At 65.9% G+C, this 16,211-nt stretch carries 10 protein-coding genes; 3 read left to right on the forward strand and 7 right to left on the reverse strand.

Annotated elements, in window-relative coordinates:
• Positions 1-132: 132 nt before the first annotated feature.
• Positions 133-762, reverse strand: a complete 630-nt coding sequence (locus WME85_RS13090; protein WP_437842281.1) for a transposase — start codon at positions 760-762, stop codon at positions 133-135.
• Between the two features lie 152 nt (positions 763-914).
• Between WME85_RS13090 and WME85_RS13095 the strand changes: the two genes are divergently transcribed.
• Positions 915-2,645 carry an IS1634 family transposase gene (locus WME85_RS13095; RefSeq protein ID WP_437829155.1) on the forward strand — a complete coding sequence of 577 codons (1,731 nt, stop codon included), beginning with the start codon at positions 915-917 and terminating at the stop codon, positions 2,643-2,645.
• 955 nt (positions 2,646-3,600) lie between these two features.
• Positions 3,601-4,983: an IS110 family transposase gene (locus tag WME85_RS13100; RefSeq protein ID WP_437838176.1), complete on the forward strand. Its 1,383-nt coding sequence runs from the start codon at positions 3,601-3,603 to the stop codon at positions 4,981-4,983.
• Between the two features lie 444 nt (positions 4,984-5,427).
• Here WME85_RS13100 and WME85_RS13105 read toward each other — a convergent pair whose 3' ends face one another.
• Positions 5,428-6,015, reverse strand: coding sequence for a T6SS effector amidase Tae4 family protein (locus WME85_RS13105; protein WP_437838178.1), 588 nt, complete (start codon positions 6,013-6,015; stop codon positions 5,428-5,430).
• Between the two features lie 127 nt (positions 6,016-6,142).
• Between WME85_RS13105 and WME85_RS13110 the strand changes: the two genes are divergently transcribed.
• Complete coding sequence (locus tag WME85_RS13110) at positions 6,143-8,122, forward strand: DUF2169 family type VI secretion system accessory protein (protein ID WP_437838181.1); 1,980 nt, start codon at positions 6,143-6,145, stop codon at positions 8,120-8,122.
• Positions 8,123-8,207: 85 nt separating this feature from the next.
• On the opposite strand, the gene WME85_RS13115 is transcribed toward WME85_RS13110, so the two are convergent.
• From WME85_RS13115 to WME85_RS13135, 5 genes are all read right to left on the reverse strand, one after another.
• Positions 8,208-8,612: a hypothetical protein gene (locus tag WME85_RS13115; protein ID WP_437838183.1), complete on the reverse strand. Its 405-nt coding sequence runs from the start codon at positions 8,610-8,612 to the stop codon at positions 8,208-8,210.
• Complete coding sequence (locus WME85_RS13120; RefSeq protein ID WP_437838186.1) at positions 8,594-10,183, reverse strand: PAAR-like domain-containing protein; 1,590 nt, start codon at positions 10,181-10,183, stop codon at positions 8,594-8,596. The genes WME85_RS13115 and WME85_RS13120 overlap by 19 nt, the downstream gene beginning before the upstream one ends.
• A complete protein-coding gene (locus WME85_RS13125; protein WP_437838188.1) occupies positions 10,176-11,249 on the reverse strand; it encodes a DUF2169 family type VI secretion system accessory protein in 1,074 nt (357 codons plus the stop codon). Before WME85_RS13125 ends, WME85_RS13120 begins: the two co-directional genes overlap by 8 nt.
• A gap of 13 nt (positions 11,250-11,262) precedes the next feature.
• Entirely contained in the window at positions 11,263-13,560 is a 2,298-nt protein-coding gene (locus tag WME85_RS13130) for a type VI secretion system Vgr family protein (protein WP_437838190.1), read from the reverse strand.
• Between the two features lie 66 nt (positions 13,561-13,626).
• Positions 13,627-16,026: a DUF2169 domain-containing protein gene (locus tag WME85_RS13135; RefSeq protein ID WP_437838192.1), complete on the reverse strand. Its 2,400-nt coding sequence runs from the start codon at positions 16,024-16,026 to the stop codon at positions 13,627-13,629.
• Positions 16,027-16,211: the final 185 nt, after the last annotated feature.

The following is a 16,211-nucleotide window of genomic DNA, read 5'->3' on the forward strand; positions in this document are numbered from 1 at the left end:
GCGCTCGGCGAGCCGACCGATGTTCCTGGTCGCTCACCCAACCGGGGACCGCCGTACTGGAAGAGCACCGTCCTGCGCCAAAAGGCGCTCGGCGGCGCCGCGTAACGTATCGCGACAACATCCTGGGCCAGATCAACGCCCGGAGGGCGACGTGTGCCCGCGGCACGCCGAGGCGCCCCTTGTCTCGCTCTGCCCCGGCAGGTGCCCGCACTTTCGACCCACCATGGCGACGAGCTTTATTCGCCCCTTGCAAGTTGGGCACTCGAGGACATCGATCGCAAATGTGCGGCGCAAGAGCTCGGCGCGGTTTGTCGACCGCCCGATAGCCGCCACGCTTGCGTTTCGGAGCGGCATCATCGTCCGCCTTCGTGGGCTCTTCTGGCTTCGCAGGGCGCGGTCCGATGCGATTGCGCGCCAACGTGGGCGACTCGCCGAGGCGAGCACGCCCGCGTACTTGACGGTGTGAAGGCGCGGCGGCGGGACGCTGGCCGCGAGGCGGCACAAGAGCGAGAGCGGATCGATGTCCACCGCGACAGTCCCGTCAGCGAAGGCGCGCCTCCGCGACAGCCGCACCAGGCCGTCCTGCTGCGGCTCGACGCGCTCCTTTGCGATCGGGGGTCGCAGCACGTGACGCAGCAGCGCCTCCCTCGCCGCGGCATGGTGCGCACCGGCGCGCGTCGCTGCGTGCAAGGTGAAGCCATCGAGCGCAGCGCACAGCGGCTTGTAGGTCGGCGCGCGAGGACGCAGAGCGCGAGCGCGCAGCGTTGCAGGAGGAGATCATCCGGGTGCAGCAGCGCCGGCTAGCCCTACTTTCGCGAAGCCGACAGGGGTTGGATGTGTAGACGCACGGCGCGCACCGAAAATCGTGCACGTCCCCTGGATGCGGCGACCTGTCGTCGCTACATGAACGAAAAATGCACATCTTCGAGCGGGAGGTGGACGGTCGCCGCTACCGGATCGCGGCGCAGTCGGTGTGGGACGCGGTAGCGGGGCGCTCGGTCGCGAGGCAGGTTGTCCTCGGGCCGGCGGACCCGCCGCCGACGGTCGACCTCGGGCGAACGCGGACGGTCGGAACGAAGGCGGTGGGGGACGTCGGCGCGCTCGTTTGGGTTGCCGAGCAGCTCGACCTGGTGAGGCTGATCAACGAGGCGTGCGGTGACTACGGCTCGAAGAACGGGCCGTCCGTGGGCGAGATGGCCGTCGCCGTCGCGCTTCAGCGCGCATGCGCGCCGGGCCCAAAGTGTGACCTGGGGGACTTCCTCGACGGCGCATTGCCGCGGGTCTCGTGCCTGCCCGGGTCAGCATTTACGGGGCAGGCTTTTCACCGCATCGCGCAGCAGGTCACCGATCAGGAGCTGGAGGCCGCCCAGGTGGCGATCGCTCGGGCGGCGATCGGTCGGTTTGCTCTGTCAGCCGACGTGCTGGCGTTCGACACGACCAACTTCGACACGCACATCGCCACAACGACCCCCGGCGAGCTGGCGCGTCGCGGACACGCCAAGAGCAAACGAAGCGACCTGCGGGTGGTGGGACTCGGCCTGCTCGTGAGCGAGACCGGGCACGTGCCGCTCTTGTACCGGGCCTTCGGCGGCAACAGCTCGGATCAAGCCGTGCTCGAGGAGTGCCTGCAAGGGCTGAGCGAGCTGCACAGCGCGCTCGACGCCGGGGAGCAACGAACCAGCCCAGGTCATCGGACACTCGTACGCGACGGTGGCTTCTGGAGCCCTCAGCTGGAGCTTCATCTGGAAGTCACCGGCTACTACAGCCTCATCTCGTTGCCTCTGGGACACAGCGCGGCCGAATGGGCGCTGCAGCAAGCTGCGCAGAAAGGCGCGATGCGGCACCTGACCGGACAGTACGAGGACGTACGCGCTGCCCGCGTCCGGACCCAGGTCGGCGACCTTGACCGCACGCTCGTCGTTATCGAGAGCATCACGCTGCTCGAGGGGCAGAAGCGCGGCATCGAGGCGCGGCTGACCAAGGCCAAGGAGGAGCTGGGCAGGCTTGAGGCGCTGGTGGAGGCCGGCCGCATTCGACGCGCGTCGCTCGAGCAGCGCGTACGCAAGGCGCTCGCGCGCGAGCACTTGGCCAGCTTCGTCGTGGTCGAGATCGACGGCCAAGAGCAGACCCCGACGCTGAGCTGGCGGGTCGACGCCGCTCGCCGGCGAGAGCTCGAGGCAACGCGTCTGGGCAAGCGTGTGCTCTGCACCGACCACCACACCTGGAGCACCGAACGCATCGTCCATGCCTTTCGCGGCCAGTGGAACGTCGAAGAGCTCTTCCGTCGCTCGAAGAAGGGAGGCGTTGTGCCCTGGGGTCCCTCACATCAGTGGGCCGACGGCTCGCTGCGGCTCCACACCTTCGCCACGGTGCTCGGGCTGATGCTCGTCAGCCTGGCACGCATCGCCCTTGGCACCGACGCCTCCGCCCGCGCCATGATGGACAGCCTCGGCGACATCCGCGCCACGCTGGTCCGGACCGCAACGGGCGCCCAGGGACGGCGCCCCACGATCCCGCTCGCGCCCGAACTGAATGCAGAACAGCGCCGCGCTGCGCGCATCTTCGAGCTCGACCGTTGGCTTCCAGGTCTTTCTTCATCTAGACGCCGACAGAGCGCAGCATCTGGAAAGCAAGCGCCTTCCTAAACCTCAGGAACGCGCGTTGCGAAAGTAGGGCTAGCGGAGCTCGGCACGCAACCGCCGCGCGCGGGCGATCCCCGTGGAGCCTGCGGGCACTGGCGAGCGGCAAGGCTCCGGCAGCGAGTCGACGCGAGCGGCGGGCTCGACGTTCGGCCCAAGCGTGCTCGCCCCTCCGGTGCCACCGGCAGCCCGAGCTGCCGACCGAGCGCCTCGTGAACGACCCGGGCCGCCACCTCATCCCCGAGGGCGACGGCGCGGCATAGGGTGCTGGCGAGCGAGGCGACCACCGCAGCCCGACGCGACGGATCGGTCACGGCGAGCTCCCCAGGCCCGGGGCTTGGCCGCTGGGCCCGGGTTGGGTCCAGGCCCTCCGAACGGGTGCGATCCGTCGCCACGCTCTCCCGAAATCCCCGCGGAAGCGACGGATCGCGACGGTTCACCCCGCGGAAGAGTCCCGCCAGGATTCCGCCGCGGCGCCGAACCGTCGCGATCCGTTACTTTCGGCGGGATTTCGGGAGAGCGTGACGACGGATCGCACTCCCCTAGATGGGATGAGGCAGCCCACGGGGCGCCTGGACCCATGATGCCGACTGCACCGACCCGAGCCTCTGCTCGACGCGTTCGCGCGGCGGGGCCTGCGAACACAGCCCGCAGCACCGTGGAGGTCGGCCCATCGGCAGCAGCAAAGCGTGCTGGAGTGCTCGGAGGCGTCAAGGGTTCGCGAGCGGAGCTCGCCGGCTCCGCCGCCCTTGACGCCCCCTGCGCGCTCCAGCCGGACAAAGCTGCGGGCGATGGGCGGACCGAGGCCTCCGGCGGGGGCTCCAGGCTCCGGAGAGGAGCGAGTAAGAAAGAGCCGCTCGGAGCAGCGAGCAATGTGGCTGACCTCTCGCCTGCAGGGTTGCCTGCGGGCACCCCCACGCGTTCGACGACGCAGAAGACGGGGGCCCAGGAGAGGTCAGCCATGCGAAGCGTAGCGCTGGATCTGGGGGTCCATGAGATCTCATTCTGCGAGGTGGCGGGCGGGGCCGTGGTGATCCGACGCACGGTCCGCTCGCTCGATTCGCTCCAGGATCTCCTCGGCCCGCCGTCTTCGCCGGCCCGGGTGGCGATCGAGGCCTTCCGCGAGGCGTGGGCGGTACACGACAAGCTGCGCGACTGGGGTCATGACGTGCTGGTCGTCGACACCACGCGAGCTCGTCAGCTCGGCATCGGCCAGCACGGCCGCAAGAATGACCGCCTTGATGCCGAGGCGTTAGCGCGCGCCGTCGAGCGCGGAGGCATTCCACTCGCTCACGTGCTGTCGCCTCACGAGCGAGCCATTCGCCACCAGCTGGCTGTCCGGCGCGCGTTGGTTGAGACGCGGGCCCAGTACGTCACCACCGTGCGCGGCATCCTGCGCGCTTGCGGACACAAGCTCGCGAGGTGCACCACCGAGGGATTCCTCACGGTGCTGAGCGCGGCAGCCTTGCCGGCCGAGACTCGCCAGCTCGTTGGACCTCTGGTGACAGCGCTGAAGATGCTCACCCCTCAGATCGCGCTGGCCGATGCCGCGCTCGAGCAGCTGTGCACCCACGAGCCGGTGATCGTGCGGCTGACCACGGCACCCAGCGTGGGGCAGGTCGTCGCCGCCGCGTTCGTCTCGGTGGTGGACGAAGCCAAGCGCTTTCACCACGCCCACCAGCTCGCCTCCTATCTCGGCTTGGTCCCCCTGGAGGACACCTCCGGGGGGCGCGGCAAGCAGCGGCTGGGCTCGATCACCAAGCGAGGCAACGCCTATCTGCGCGCGCTCCTGACGCAGGCTGCGCACACGATCCTGCGGCACAAGAGCGGCGACGACCCGCTGGGCCGATGGGCAAAGGCCATCGACGAGCGCCGGGGTCGCCACGTCGCCGTCGTGGCGCTGGCGCGGCGGTTGTCGGGGGTGCTGTGGACCATGTGGCGCGACGGCACGGTCTACGATGCGCAGAGCGCAGCGGTGGCTTCGGCCAAGGGCCTGCGGCTGCAAGCACAGTCGATCGAGCAGCAGGCGCAAAGCATGAAGAAGGCCGCGGTCAAGGCGCGCCGCCGGCAGCGCTCGATCAGCCTTGCCGCTCGCCAGTGCCCGCAGGCTCCACGGGGATCGCCCGCGCGCGGCGGTTGCGTGCCGAGCTCCGCTAGCCGGCTCTGCTGCACCCGGATGATCTCCTCCTGCAACGCTGCGCGCTCGCGCTCTCGCGTTCTCGCGCGCCGACATATCGAGCGCGAGCCGGGTGCTCGGCGAGCGCCTGCGCCACCGCGGCAGCGAGCGTCGCGGCCCGCCGGCCCCCGGCCCGCCGCTCCGCCATGGCGCCGCCATGGGCGATAGCCCGGCCGGTTGTCGAAATTCGGGGCGAAAACGCGCCCTCACCGCGTGGGTCGAGCGGCGTCACCCGTCGCGGAGCCCCGGTGAGACCGGCTTGCGCGTGCCCGGTCGTCGCGCCCGAGGGGCCCGTGCGCGTCACGCTGGGCAGGCGCGGGCGCACCACCGCCGCGACGAGCGGCGCGATTCGCTCGCTCCCGACCGGGTGCGACGGCGACGTGAACCTACGCCACCGCGTGCTCGTACTCGAAGCTCTCCTGCACCCAGGTCGGATCGCGAGCTTTCGCGCGAGGCAGGGGGGGCGATCGCACCTGGAAGTGATCAAGGATCTTGCTCAGCGGATGAGCGACCCCCATGTTATGCTGAGGCGTGCACGGGTTCGAGCCGCTCCGCCTGAGCCAGGTTCGGGTCGCGCGCCGAGGGACGCGAGCCCGGAAGGCAACAGTGTGCTCACCCGCTCGACTTCCAGAACTGAAGCGTCACGGCTCGCCTGCACTGCGCATAGAATCCACGTGTCCCCCACCAGTTGACCTCTTCAATCATGAGATCGTATTGTTCCCCCAGGGTTCCCGTGAAGAAATTGCCGTCGTAGTAGACGACGTCAATATGTCCACCTCCATATGTAGACGAAATCCAGTCTTCTCCAAGAGCTTCATACGAGATCACGCCGCCAGTCTTGCCGATCGCCCCGAGCAACTGATCATACCCCTCGGCCGTCGATGCCTTGTCAGCAAAAGTAGGCTTGCCGAAGACGAAGTTCCGAAGCCTCTCCGACAATTTCGCCCTGCTCATCCAGAAGTACTGCCCCTTCAAGGTTCCAGATCGAATCATCGTCTCCTCGCCGCGTCCTGGCTCGACCCCGAGCTCGATGCCACACTTCAGCAAACAATAGCTCATGCGAATGGCGCAGGTGTTAGCCCACAGCTTGAGGATCTCTTCGAGAGCAGTGCCTTCGAACCCCATCTCCTCTGCCAGCGCCTTTTTCGATCTCAGCGGGTAGTTGGCCTTCAGCGATTGTATGGGTGGGATCATCGCCATCGTCACGTGCTCCTTGCGATCCTTGTACCCGCTGTGAAGCCTGGTTGACAAGCGCGCCGCGAAGGACGTCGAGCCGCGACGCAAGATGTGCTTGGCGTAGGGAAGTGGAGCCGTATACACTCGCGGCATGGATATCGTGTGCCTTTGTCCCCTCCGTGCAGCCAGCTTCGTTTGGCAAGCGTATACGGGCGCGTACGCCCTCACGGTCATCGTCAAAGCGACGTTCCTCCTAAAGCCGGGCCAGTCGGTCCTCGCGCCCGAACAGAATCCGGTGAACGACACGGAGCGATACGTAGCTGACGACTCGAGGCGCAGCCTCCACTTCCCGAGCGACCGCGCCCCGTACAAACCACGCGCAGACGTGGTGCTCGTCGGGCACGCGTATGCGCCGGGCCGGCAGCTCGTGCGCTCGCTCGTGGCAAGAATGGGCGTCGGCTCGATCGATAAATCGATCGAGGTCTGGTGCGACCGCGGAGTTCGGCTGCACGACGGCCAGCTCCTTAAAGGGCCGCGCTTCGCGCAAGCTGCAATCGGATGGGAAAAGGCGGCCGGCGGACCGGGGACAAATAACCCGGTCGGGATCTCCTTCGACGGCGCGCCAAACACGTTTGGCATGGTAGCGATCCCGAACGTGCAGCCCTTCGGAACGTCGGTCACCCAGCGCTCGGATAGGTTCGCCCCCGCTGGTTTCGGGCCGATCGGTCGGCGGTGGCCGCTCCGGGTGCAGAAGCTCGGTCGGTATGCGGGCAGCTTCCAGGAACCAGGTTGGGAAAGGTCGGCGCTGCCGGCGGATTTTGATGCGAGCTATTTCCAAGCAGCGCCGCCGGATCAGCAGGTGGCGGAGATCCGCCCGGACGAGCGGATCTTCCTTGAAAACCTGCACTCGGAGCACCCGCGGCTCATGACGGCGTTGCCGGGCCTGCGGCCCAGGGCCATCGCCGATCGGGCGACGGGCGAGCGGGAGGAGGTGAAGCTCGTGGCGGATACCTTGTGGATTGACACGGACCGCGGATTATGTTGCGTGGTTTGGCGGGGCCGGGTCGGCTTGCGGCACGCAGCGGAGGCGGGCCGGATCGCGGTGTGGGTGGATGGGTTGCCGGTGGTGGCGCCGGAGGACGCTCTGGTGAGCCCGCCGATCAAGGAGGAGGAAGAGGACGGGCTGGCGACGATGACGACGGTCGGTCCGATGGTGAAGATGGCCGAGCCGGTGCTGCCGTTCGTCGCGGGCGCGTCGAAGCTGGCGCCGTCGAATCAGCAGATTGCGGAGAATAGCTCGCGCTGGGCGATCCCGATCGGTGCAAGCGGCGATGGATCCGGGACGATGTTCGCGTCGCTCTCTGCGCCGATGAAGGCGCCCCTGCCATTCGGGGCGCAGCGGGACGAGCAGGAGAATCTGGCGGAGACGATTCCGCCGCTGTCAAGTGTTGAGTCGGGAGGGACGCCGTTCGTGCCCGTGGTGGTGCCGCTGCTTCAGCCGGCGCACTTCGAGGAGGTGCCGGTCCTCGGGTATCTGGAGCCAGCACGGGAAGAAGCGCGGGAGCGAGAGGCGTCCAAGGTGGATGTCGTCGCGCCGCCGGCGATGATCGGGCCGATGGCGGTGGTAACGCAGGATGAGCCGGTGGAGACGGACGCGGCGCCGGCAGCGAAGGCGGAGGACGCAGCGGCGGCGGCAGTGGAGGAAGAGGTCGTCGAGTTGTCGATCGAGGAGACGGCGGCGATCGCGGCGGAGATTGCGGAGGATAAGGAGGAGCGCAGGAAGGTGCTCGAGGCGCACGGGTTGAGCGACAGCGCGTGGAGGAGAAACGAGACGCGGTGGGATGCGGCGATGGAGGAGGAGCAAGGGCGCGGAAGGAATGCGCTGCGGAAGCGGTATGATGCGGCGTATGTGAAGCGAGTGGAGGGGTTTCGGGGCGAGATTACGGTGGAGGAGTATGCGAGGATAATGGTCGGGATGGAGCGGGGGAATGTGGAGGCGGTTCTGGATGGGTTACGGGTTCAGAAGAAGGCGATGATGCCCGTGGTGAGGGTTTGGGCGGGGAGGATGGGGGCGGATGTACGGGTTGGGAAAGCGGCGGCGCTGGCTCTGCAGGAGCTCCGACTCTCGTGACGAAACAGGCTTCGTCCACGGGAACGAGGAGTGCAGTATCACGTCCTCAAACCGGCGTGACACGGGGAGGTGCCGCGTCCTGGTATCAAGATCTACTCCTTATCTGAAGTCGGTCGGTCGTGTCGTCCTCGATGATCTGAACAGACTCCTTTGAGCCGCTTTTGTACAAGATGTAATCAAATGGAACGATCGAGGCTTCGTCGGGTAGCGCCACGGTTAAACCATGAACGGACAAGTCGATCAGCTTCGAGTCGAGCTCCGGCCAGTCGATTCCAAAAATGTTGACGTCGACGGCAAATTGAAAGTCTCCAGCGACGGGCGAATAGAACATGGAATTCTCCTCCCTTGCGAAGAAGCTGTAGTCGCCTGGTTGATCAGTCTCGGCGAAGCAATGACTCTCGTTGATTGATAGAAATTTCGACAGCGTCGAAATCGGATCCGCCGTTCCTGCGATGTAGAGCGAACGAGAAATCATTTGCACTTTTTCCACAACTCGAGCACTTGCTTGATTTTGGCTTCGTCCAGTCCGGGGAAGTTGGCGGCAAACTTCATGGCATCATCGAGTGACTTGGAGTTTAGCTGCTTTAGAAGCTGATGCTGAGCCCTGTCCATGTCGACGACGCCCGGTCCCGAGATCGGATAGGTGGTTCCAGTATCTGCATGGTAGCCGTACGTGCGACCGTTGACGATGATGTTGTCGCCCTGTTTAACGAAATCACCCTTGCCAATCTTGTCGAAATCTGCCTTGACGTCCACATCGGGATCGAGCATTGAATTCTGCTCTTTTGTGGGATCCTTCCCCTTGGTCTTGCAAGGGTCGTGACGACGATTGGGCTTGCCGAAATCGGGTTTATTGGCCTTCGGCTTGCTCGGAACAATTCCTCCATCCCCCGGATTCGTCGGTTTCTTCGGGTCAGGCAGCTCAGGCGAACCGCCCCCTTTTTTTCTCCTCAGTGCGTCCGCGATCCTGGCTTTCGCCTTCTCGATGAGGTCTTTTGCCTTCTTCAGCTTATCCTTCAGCTTCTCGAGCCGCTGCATCAGCTTGGCAACCCGCGCAGCCGTCCGCCCTCCCTTGATTGGCTTGGCCACAGCGTCGCCAAGATAGGGAATCCAGGAGAGCAGGTTCAAACCAGCCCCCGCAATATCGCCGTCACTTAGCGCCATCCCGGCTGCGACGGTGTCGGAGATCGGCGTCGGATCGACGAGCCCCGCAAGATCAGCCGTCGTCTTGGCGGCCTCCCACGCAAGCTCCTTGTTGATCTTGTCTATCTCCGCTTGCGCATCGGACTCTTCCTTCAGTGCCGCCTGGTATTCTGGGTCTGAGAGCAATGTTGAATCAGCGTCGGATATATGAACGGTATTTGGAGGTGCCTCGACGCAGCTTGATTGGACAGAGAAATTTCGACTCGCAGGATCGAAATTGCCAGTGGTCGTCTCGTATGACTGCGTCCCGCTCGGCTGAGTCGTCATCGAGCCGCTTTGCGTCTGGATCGCTCCTGTCTTCGGATCAATCTCCGTGTGCTGTCGCGTCTCGGTGATTGCCCCTGTCTTCGGATCTCGCGTGACCATCCGCTCGTCGACCACGGTCTTCCCGGTCTTCGGATCGACAGTGACCTTGTAGTCTTTGCTCAGCGTCTGCCGCCCGACCTCCCCGGCACTGCCGGAGCCGATGTACTCGATGCGTCCGAAGGTGTTCCAGGGGCCGTCTGGACCATTGCAGTTCATGTACATCAAGTCGCCTTGACGAACCACGTATTGCTTGTGCGCCTTGACGGTTCCACTGTGCTCGACGGGCCGACAATAGCCACGATTCACCTTGGATAGGATGCCGCCGCCGGTTCCCTGCTCATCTCCCTCCACCTGCGGTAGTCGACTCGCCATCGTGAAGGCAGGCAGCCCACCATATTTTACTTGGGGCGCCGTGTCCCTTGCCACATCAAACTGGGCCGTTATTGTATACGGCACCGGGACCATGATCGAGCCCATAGGCGTCAAACACACATCGGGCGCCAAGCTGGTGACCTTGGCTTCTGCGTCCTTGTTGACGGCGCGCTCAGGCATGTTCGCCGTCTCCGGACCTGGAGGACGTCGCCGAGGCGCGTGCGATCATTGCCGAAATGGAGTCCCTCATCGCGATGTCGATGTGCTTGATGCCGTGCTGGTAGAGGGGCAGCATGGCCCGCCACGTCAGTATAGCCTTCATCTGCTCGGGTTCGATGGCGACGGTGTCGAGGCGCATCGGGCCACCATACCTGTAGTCGTCGCGATCGATGATGGCTGTTCCAACGACGAGGGCAGGTAGGCGAAACACGAGGATCTCGTGCGCTCGATGGAGTCGCTCGAGCCGGATCTCTTCATCACCCCGAAGAAAGCCTTCCTGCACGAGATCCGGATGGGCACAGTTGTGGAACGCAGGGTCGAAGTCGAGTGGCAATCGTGGATGCCGACGTTGAATCCATCCGTCGTCAAACGTGCCTGCACATCTGCGTCGCGGTAACCAGGGCTTCGCTATCGCCGAGAGCCCCTCGACAGGATAGAGCTCGCCGAGCACTGGAACGCGACCGTCGGGCGAGAGAATCGTGGGTGCTGGGATTGGCTGGGACGTCCGCAGCCTGTGTGCATCCACGAAGCCCACGCCGACAGGATTCTGCTGGTAAACCTCCACGTGTCCATCTCGATCAATAGCGCCACCAAATGCGTGCTCATAACGGATGGGCATGTCCGCAATCGGCGTGATCGGTCCGAGAGACCAACCCACAAGAGGAGCATACGTCCACGCGCGCGGGCCCGTCACGAGCACCCGCTTCGCTCGCCCGTCAATCGCGATGCCGGCGAGCCACTCGCGCGCCGGGCGGCCATGGGGTGCATACGCGGTGGCATTCAACAGGATGTCGGTTCCAGGCTTGAATGGAGCGAGATCGTCCTCCCAGCGCAGGCTGGAGGGCTTGTCTGCCTCCCAGTATGTATCGCGCGTTCTGATGGGGTCCTGTTGCGTCGACAGCGTCAGGACGGCTCCAGGAACGATATCGAACGTCCCCTTTACGATGATCACCTGAAACGGATCATCGTCCAGGTCCAGCGTCTGGAACGTGTAGGGTGGGAATGGAGTTCGGTTCCGAATCTTCACGGGCGAATTCTCGTCAATTCAGATCGATCGGATCGCCGGTGATCTGTACCGACGCACCCGACAGCTCCGCTTTCCCCGAAGCACCGAGGCCGATCTCGGTCCCGTCAACGGTGATCTTCTTGCCCGTGACGCCGACGGGGCCGGACGATTTGAACACAAACTCCGTCCCTTCCAGCGTGACTTTCCCGGACTTCTCGAGCATGAGCTTGGCGGCGCCGCACGTGATCTCGATCTTCTGCCCCACCGTGACGGTCTTGATCAGACCTACCTCCTCTGCCTGGATCAACCCGACCGTCGTGTTCATCGCCCCGCCGACGGTCACCTGATAGCCCGCCCCAACCGTCAGCGCCTTCGCCAGCCCGATCGTCTCTGCTGCGGCCATCGCAACTGTGACCGCCTGTGCGCCCCCCACGTTGACCGTCTGCGACGCTCCAACCTTCACGCTCTGCGCCGCGCCGACGTTCAGGCTCTGATTGAGCCCTACGGTCATCGTTTCGTTCTGGCCCACCACCTTGCTCCGATTATTCCCCACCGTCACACTCTCATTGTTCCCCACCATCCTCGTCCGGTCATTCCCCACCTGGACAAACTCATCATTACCCACCTGCCGCGACCGATCATGCCCCACGGTCAGCGCATCGTCATGCCCGACCTGCTTCGTCCGGTCGTTCCCGATCGCCACCTGCTCGTCATGTTTGACGAGCTTGTTCAGGTCTTTCTCCGCCTGCACCCGGACGAGCTCTCTCCCGGCGGAGTCCTCGAACATGATCTCGTTGTATCCACCCCCCCCACCCGTCGAATTGCTCTTCCAACCGCTCTGCGTCTTGTTCTGCGGCAGCTTGTATGGCGTCTTCTGCAGGTTCGTGTATACCCGCCCGACGATCACCGGCCGATCTGGATCTCCGCCCAGGAAGTCCACCAGCACCTCCTGCCCGATCCTCGGCAGGTTCGTCCCGCCGTACCCGGACCCGCCCCATGCCTGGCTCACGTGGATCCAGCAAGAGCTGTTGTCGTCCATCTTGCTCTCGCGATCCCAGTGAAAATGGACCCTCACCCGGCCAAACTCGTCCGTGTGGATCTCCTCCCCCGGAGGCCCCACCACCGTCGCGCTCTCCACCCCGCTCACTTTCGGCCTCGGCGTCGAGAGCTCCGGTCGGAACGGCACTTCCGTCCCACGCGCCTCGCAATGGTGCGACCATTCTCCACGCGTCGTCCCGCTCAAGGACGACTCCACGATCAGAAAGCTCTTCCCCTCCCCGAGCGCCGCATGGGGATGACCGCTCATCGTCATCACCACACCCGGCGCCAGATCGTGCGCATTCGTGTCGAACGTCGCCACCCGCGCGCTTCCTCGCTTCGCGTCGAGCCTCTTCTGCGCAAGCAACGCCGCTTCTTTCTCGTCCGTGCGCGCCTTGCCCTTGTCATCCGCGCTCGGCGTCGCCTCGCCCGCACTCGACCCGAATAGGAATGCCCCGGGCGTGTACTGGAATCGCTCGAGCCTCTCCTCGACAGGCAAACCCTTCGACGCCGTGGCCATCAGCTTGTACGCTGGCGGCTTTCGATAGTCGTGATCCCTCATCGTGTACTTGCCCGGACGCACGCGCTGGCCTATCCGGACGCCGGTCACGAACTCGAGGCTCACGTTATTGATCAGGCTCGCGTCGTCCATGAACGCGAGCGTCGCGCCTCGGGCCGCGTCCGCCTGCGGCGCGTCGGACAGAACGAGCTTCGTCTCGTCCCCCGCTTGCTCGAAGAAGAACGAGATCCCTGCGTCCTCGAGCATTCGGCTTATGAACGTGAAATCGCTCTCGCCGTACTGCACGCGGTACTTCCGTTTCTTGTACGCGCCTTTGTCGATGCGCACGACGGGCGCGATGCCCCACTCCCCGAGGAGCTTCAGCACGATGTCCGGTTCGGAGATCTGCTGGAACATTCGATGATTCTTGCGCTGCGTCAGCAGCCACATGGTGGGCACGATCGAGAACTGGTACGTCGAGAGGCCCGTCGGCTCGACACGCACCTGCTCGAAATGGTTGCATACGCCCGACCAGAACCGGGCGTGCATCCCGGCCGCCATCGAGAACTTCGCCGGCTGGCCCACCACGTCGTCGAACTCGATGCTCGGGTTCTCCGATACCGCGATCAGGTTGACCTGGAACAACGACGAGAGGCGCTCGCGGACCGAGAACTGCCGCAACTCGATCTTGTCGCCCGAGCCGACCTCGATCTCGAAGTTCCTCCCTCCAAGCACCCGCGCGGCGGCGCCATCGGTCCGATTCGCGGGCGTCGTACCATGTGACTTCAGGCTCATACGTCTCGTCTCCGAGGTTCCACCTGCCCGCGGGAGTTCCACACCCGACCCACGGGCGTCCAGATGTTAGCTTGCGTGATATTTGTCCGCAAACTCCTCGAGTGCCTTTGCACAAATCCCAAGAACTTCCGCAGGATGTCTTGCTGGAGGAAATGCCCCGTCCGCGAAAGCTTCCGGTGCGGCTGCCCGTTCACCCCCGGGAAGAAGCGCTGCGCGCTCCGGGACGACGGCACCGTGGCGCTCGAGCGCTTCTCCGAGCTCGCGCAGGCGGAGAAGATGAAGGGGGCGCTCTCGGCAGGGCAGCTCTGGAGCGTGGACCTGGAGCGCGCCTTGGTGCTCATGCGCTCGAGGCTGAAGGGCGGGCGCGCGCCGTAGCGGAAGAGGCGTTCGAAGCCTTCGCGGTCGCCGGCACGCACCGTAACGCCGGCGTGTGCGTTGAAGCCGGGCGGGTAGGAATCGCTTAGGGTCCTCCGTCACCGCGCCCGCGAGCGCGGCCTCGATCCCCGGCATGCCCACGGCCTCGCCGCGCGCGAGCAGCCCCGCCACGTCGCGGCGGTCCCTGGCCTCCTGTCGCTTCTCCGGCGGTGAATCCCCGGACAGCTCGTCCTCGAACGCCTTTCCCTTCAGCTGGCCGATGATCTCCTTCCACCGCGGCAGCCGGCGGATCCGCGCCACGGCCGCCGGATCGTGCCACAGTAGCTCGATCACCGCGCTCGGCGGAGGGACCCCCGGGCTCGGCGCCGGGTTCCTCGTCCCCGGATTTGGCTCGGAGAGCCGCGCGCCGCCCAGCGAAGGGCTCAACCCGGCCGCAGCTCCGCCGGTCGCTGCGTGCGCCATGAGCGGGGGCGAGCCCCCGACCCCCTTGCCGTCGCCGGCGGCGGCCGGCTTCCACCCGCGCTTCGCGGCGGTCTCATCGATTCGAACCACCGCAGCCGCAGCAGGCTCGGCTGGCACATCCGCCTTGGTGGCCACCGGCGGCTCTTGCACCGACGCCAGCATCTTCGCCGACGCGAGCTGTCCGATGGAGGCCCGCTGTGCCGGCTCCTCGCCTGCCCCCACCCTCGACCATGGGGTCGACGACACCGGCGGCGCGATGGGCTCGACCAGCGGCGGCATGGCGACCATCGGGGGCGGAGGTGGCGCATTCCTCGACGAAGCGGGAGGGCTGACCTCGATCCTCGCACCGGCCGGCGCAGGCGCCGCGGTCGGCCGCACAAATGGCAATCCATCGTTGCCCGCGTCGGCCGGGCTCCGCCCCTGCGCCGAGCTCGATGCATCCCCCGCGCGCGCCGCGCTCGAAGGTACGTTTGCGAACGGCAACACGGCGCCCTGGACCGAAGGCACCGGGCCCGCGACGGTTCGTGTGCCGTCGCTCTCCTCCGCATCCTCGCTGGAGTCCTCTCCGGTCGTCCGGGCCACGTCGGCCACCGGGCTGCCCGCGACCGTGCTGGCTCGCCAGTCCGGCGCCGACCTTCGCGAGTGAGGTCCCGCCGACGCCGACGCTCGTTCCAGGGACACCACCACCCGCCCGGGCTCCTCCTCGCGCGACAGCGCCACCCTCCCGCGCCACACCAGCGTGCATATCCCCCGATCCGTGTCGATCCACAGCGTGTCGCAGAGAAAAGGCACCTCCTCCCATCCACGGCCGCCCCTCTCCACCACGGCGCGCGGCCGAGCTCCCGGCAGGCTGGTGATGAGACGCGGGTGGTCCGGGTGCAGGTTCTCCAGGACAATCCGCTCGTTATCGTGCAGCTCCGCGACCTGCTGATCCCTCGGCGCGACGTTGAAGAACGCCGGATCGAACCCCGGAGGCAGCGGCTGCCGCCACCACCGATCGTGCGCCCAGCTCCCGGCATGCTGCCCGAGCCGCTCCCGGCGCCAGGGCCAGAGGGGAGCGATTGGACCGAACCCGATCGGCGCGATCACGTCCTCCCGCCGGCTGACGTGCAACCCCGGCGGCTGGAGGCTCGGCAGCTGCACCCGTCCATAGGCATCGGGCGGAGCATCGTGCTGCAAGCCCGCTGGATTCCAGCTGTCAGACCCGCCCGCCGCCTTCTCGTAACGCAGCGAGGCCTTCTTGATCGGCGACCCTTCCCACAGCTGACCGTCCTGGCTGAAGGATCGATCGCAGAAGGCCTCGATCGATTTGTTGACCTCGCCCACGACGAGCCGCGCCATGATCGAGCGCGCCGGCACCTTGCCCGGCGCATAGGCGCTCCCGACCAGGACGATATCGGCGCGCGGCTTGTAGGGCACGATGTCGCTCGCCACCGCGAGGCTGTGAGCTCGGGTGTCCTCCCAGTACCGGTCGTCGTCGTACAGCGGCTCCGCCGGCTCATGAAGCGGCGACTCGCCCGGGAGCAGCAGGAACGTCGCCTTGCAGACGACGGTGAGGTTCCAGCCGCTGAGCATCGTGGGCCACACGCGCGAGGCGACGCGGAGGGGATCGGAACAGACCAGCTGCATGAGGGCCCTCCGATGCTACCAGCTCTGCCGGACCGCTGGCGCTGGATGTTGCTCGGATGGCCGACTAACGCTCGTTGCGCGCTCGATCGACACGCCAGGCTGGCAGACGGATGGGCTGGCAAAGCGTGACCACCACCCGATGTCTCGCTGGTGTGGCCGGACGTCTGGCTCTCCTGCGCCGGCCG

Source organism: Sorangium sp. So ce1153, from assembly GCF_051521595.1.
In the GTDB taxonomy this organism is placed as follows: Bacteria; Myxococcota_A; Polyangia; order Polyangiales; family Polyangiaceae; genus Sorangium.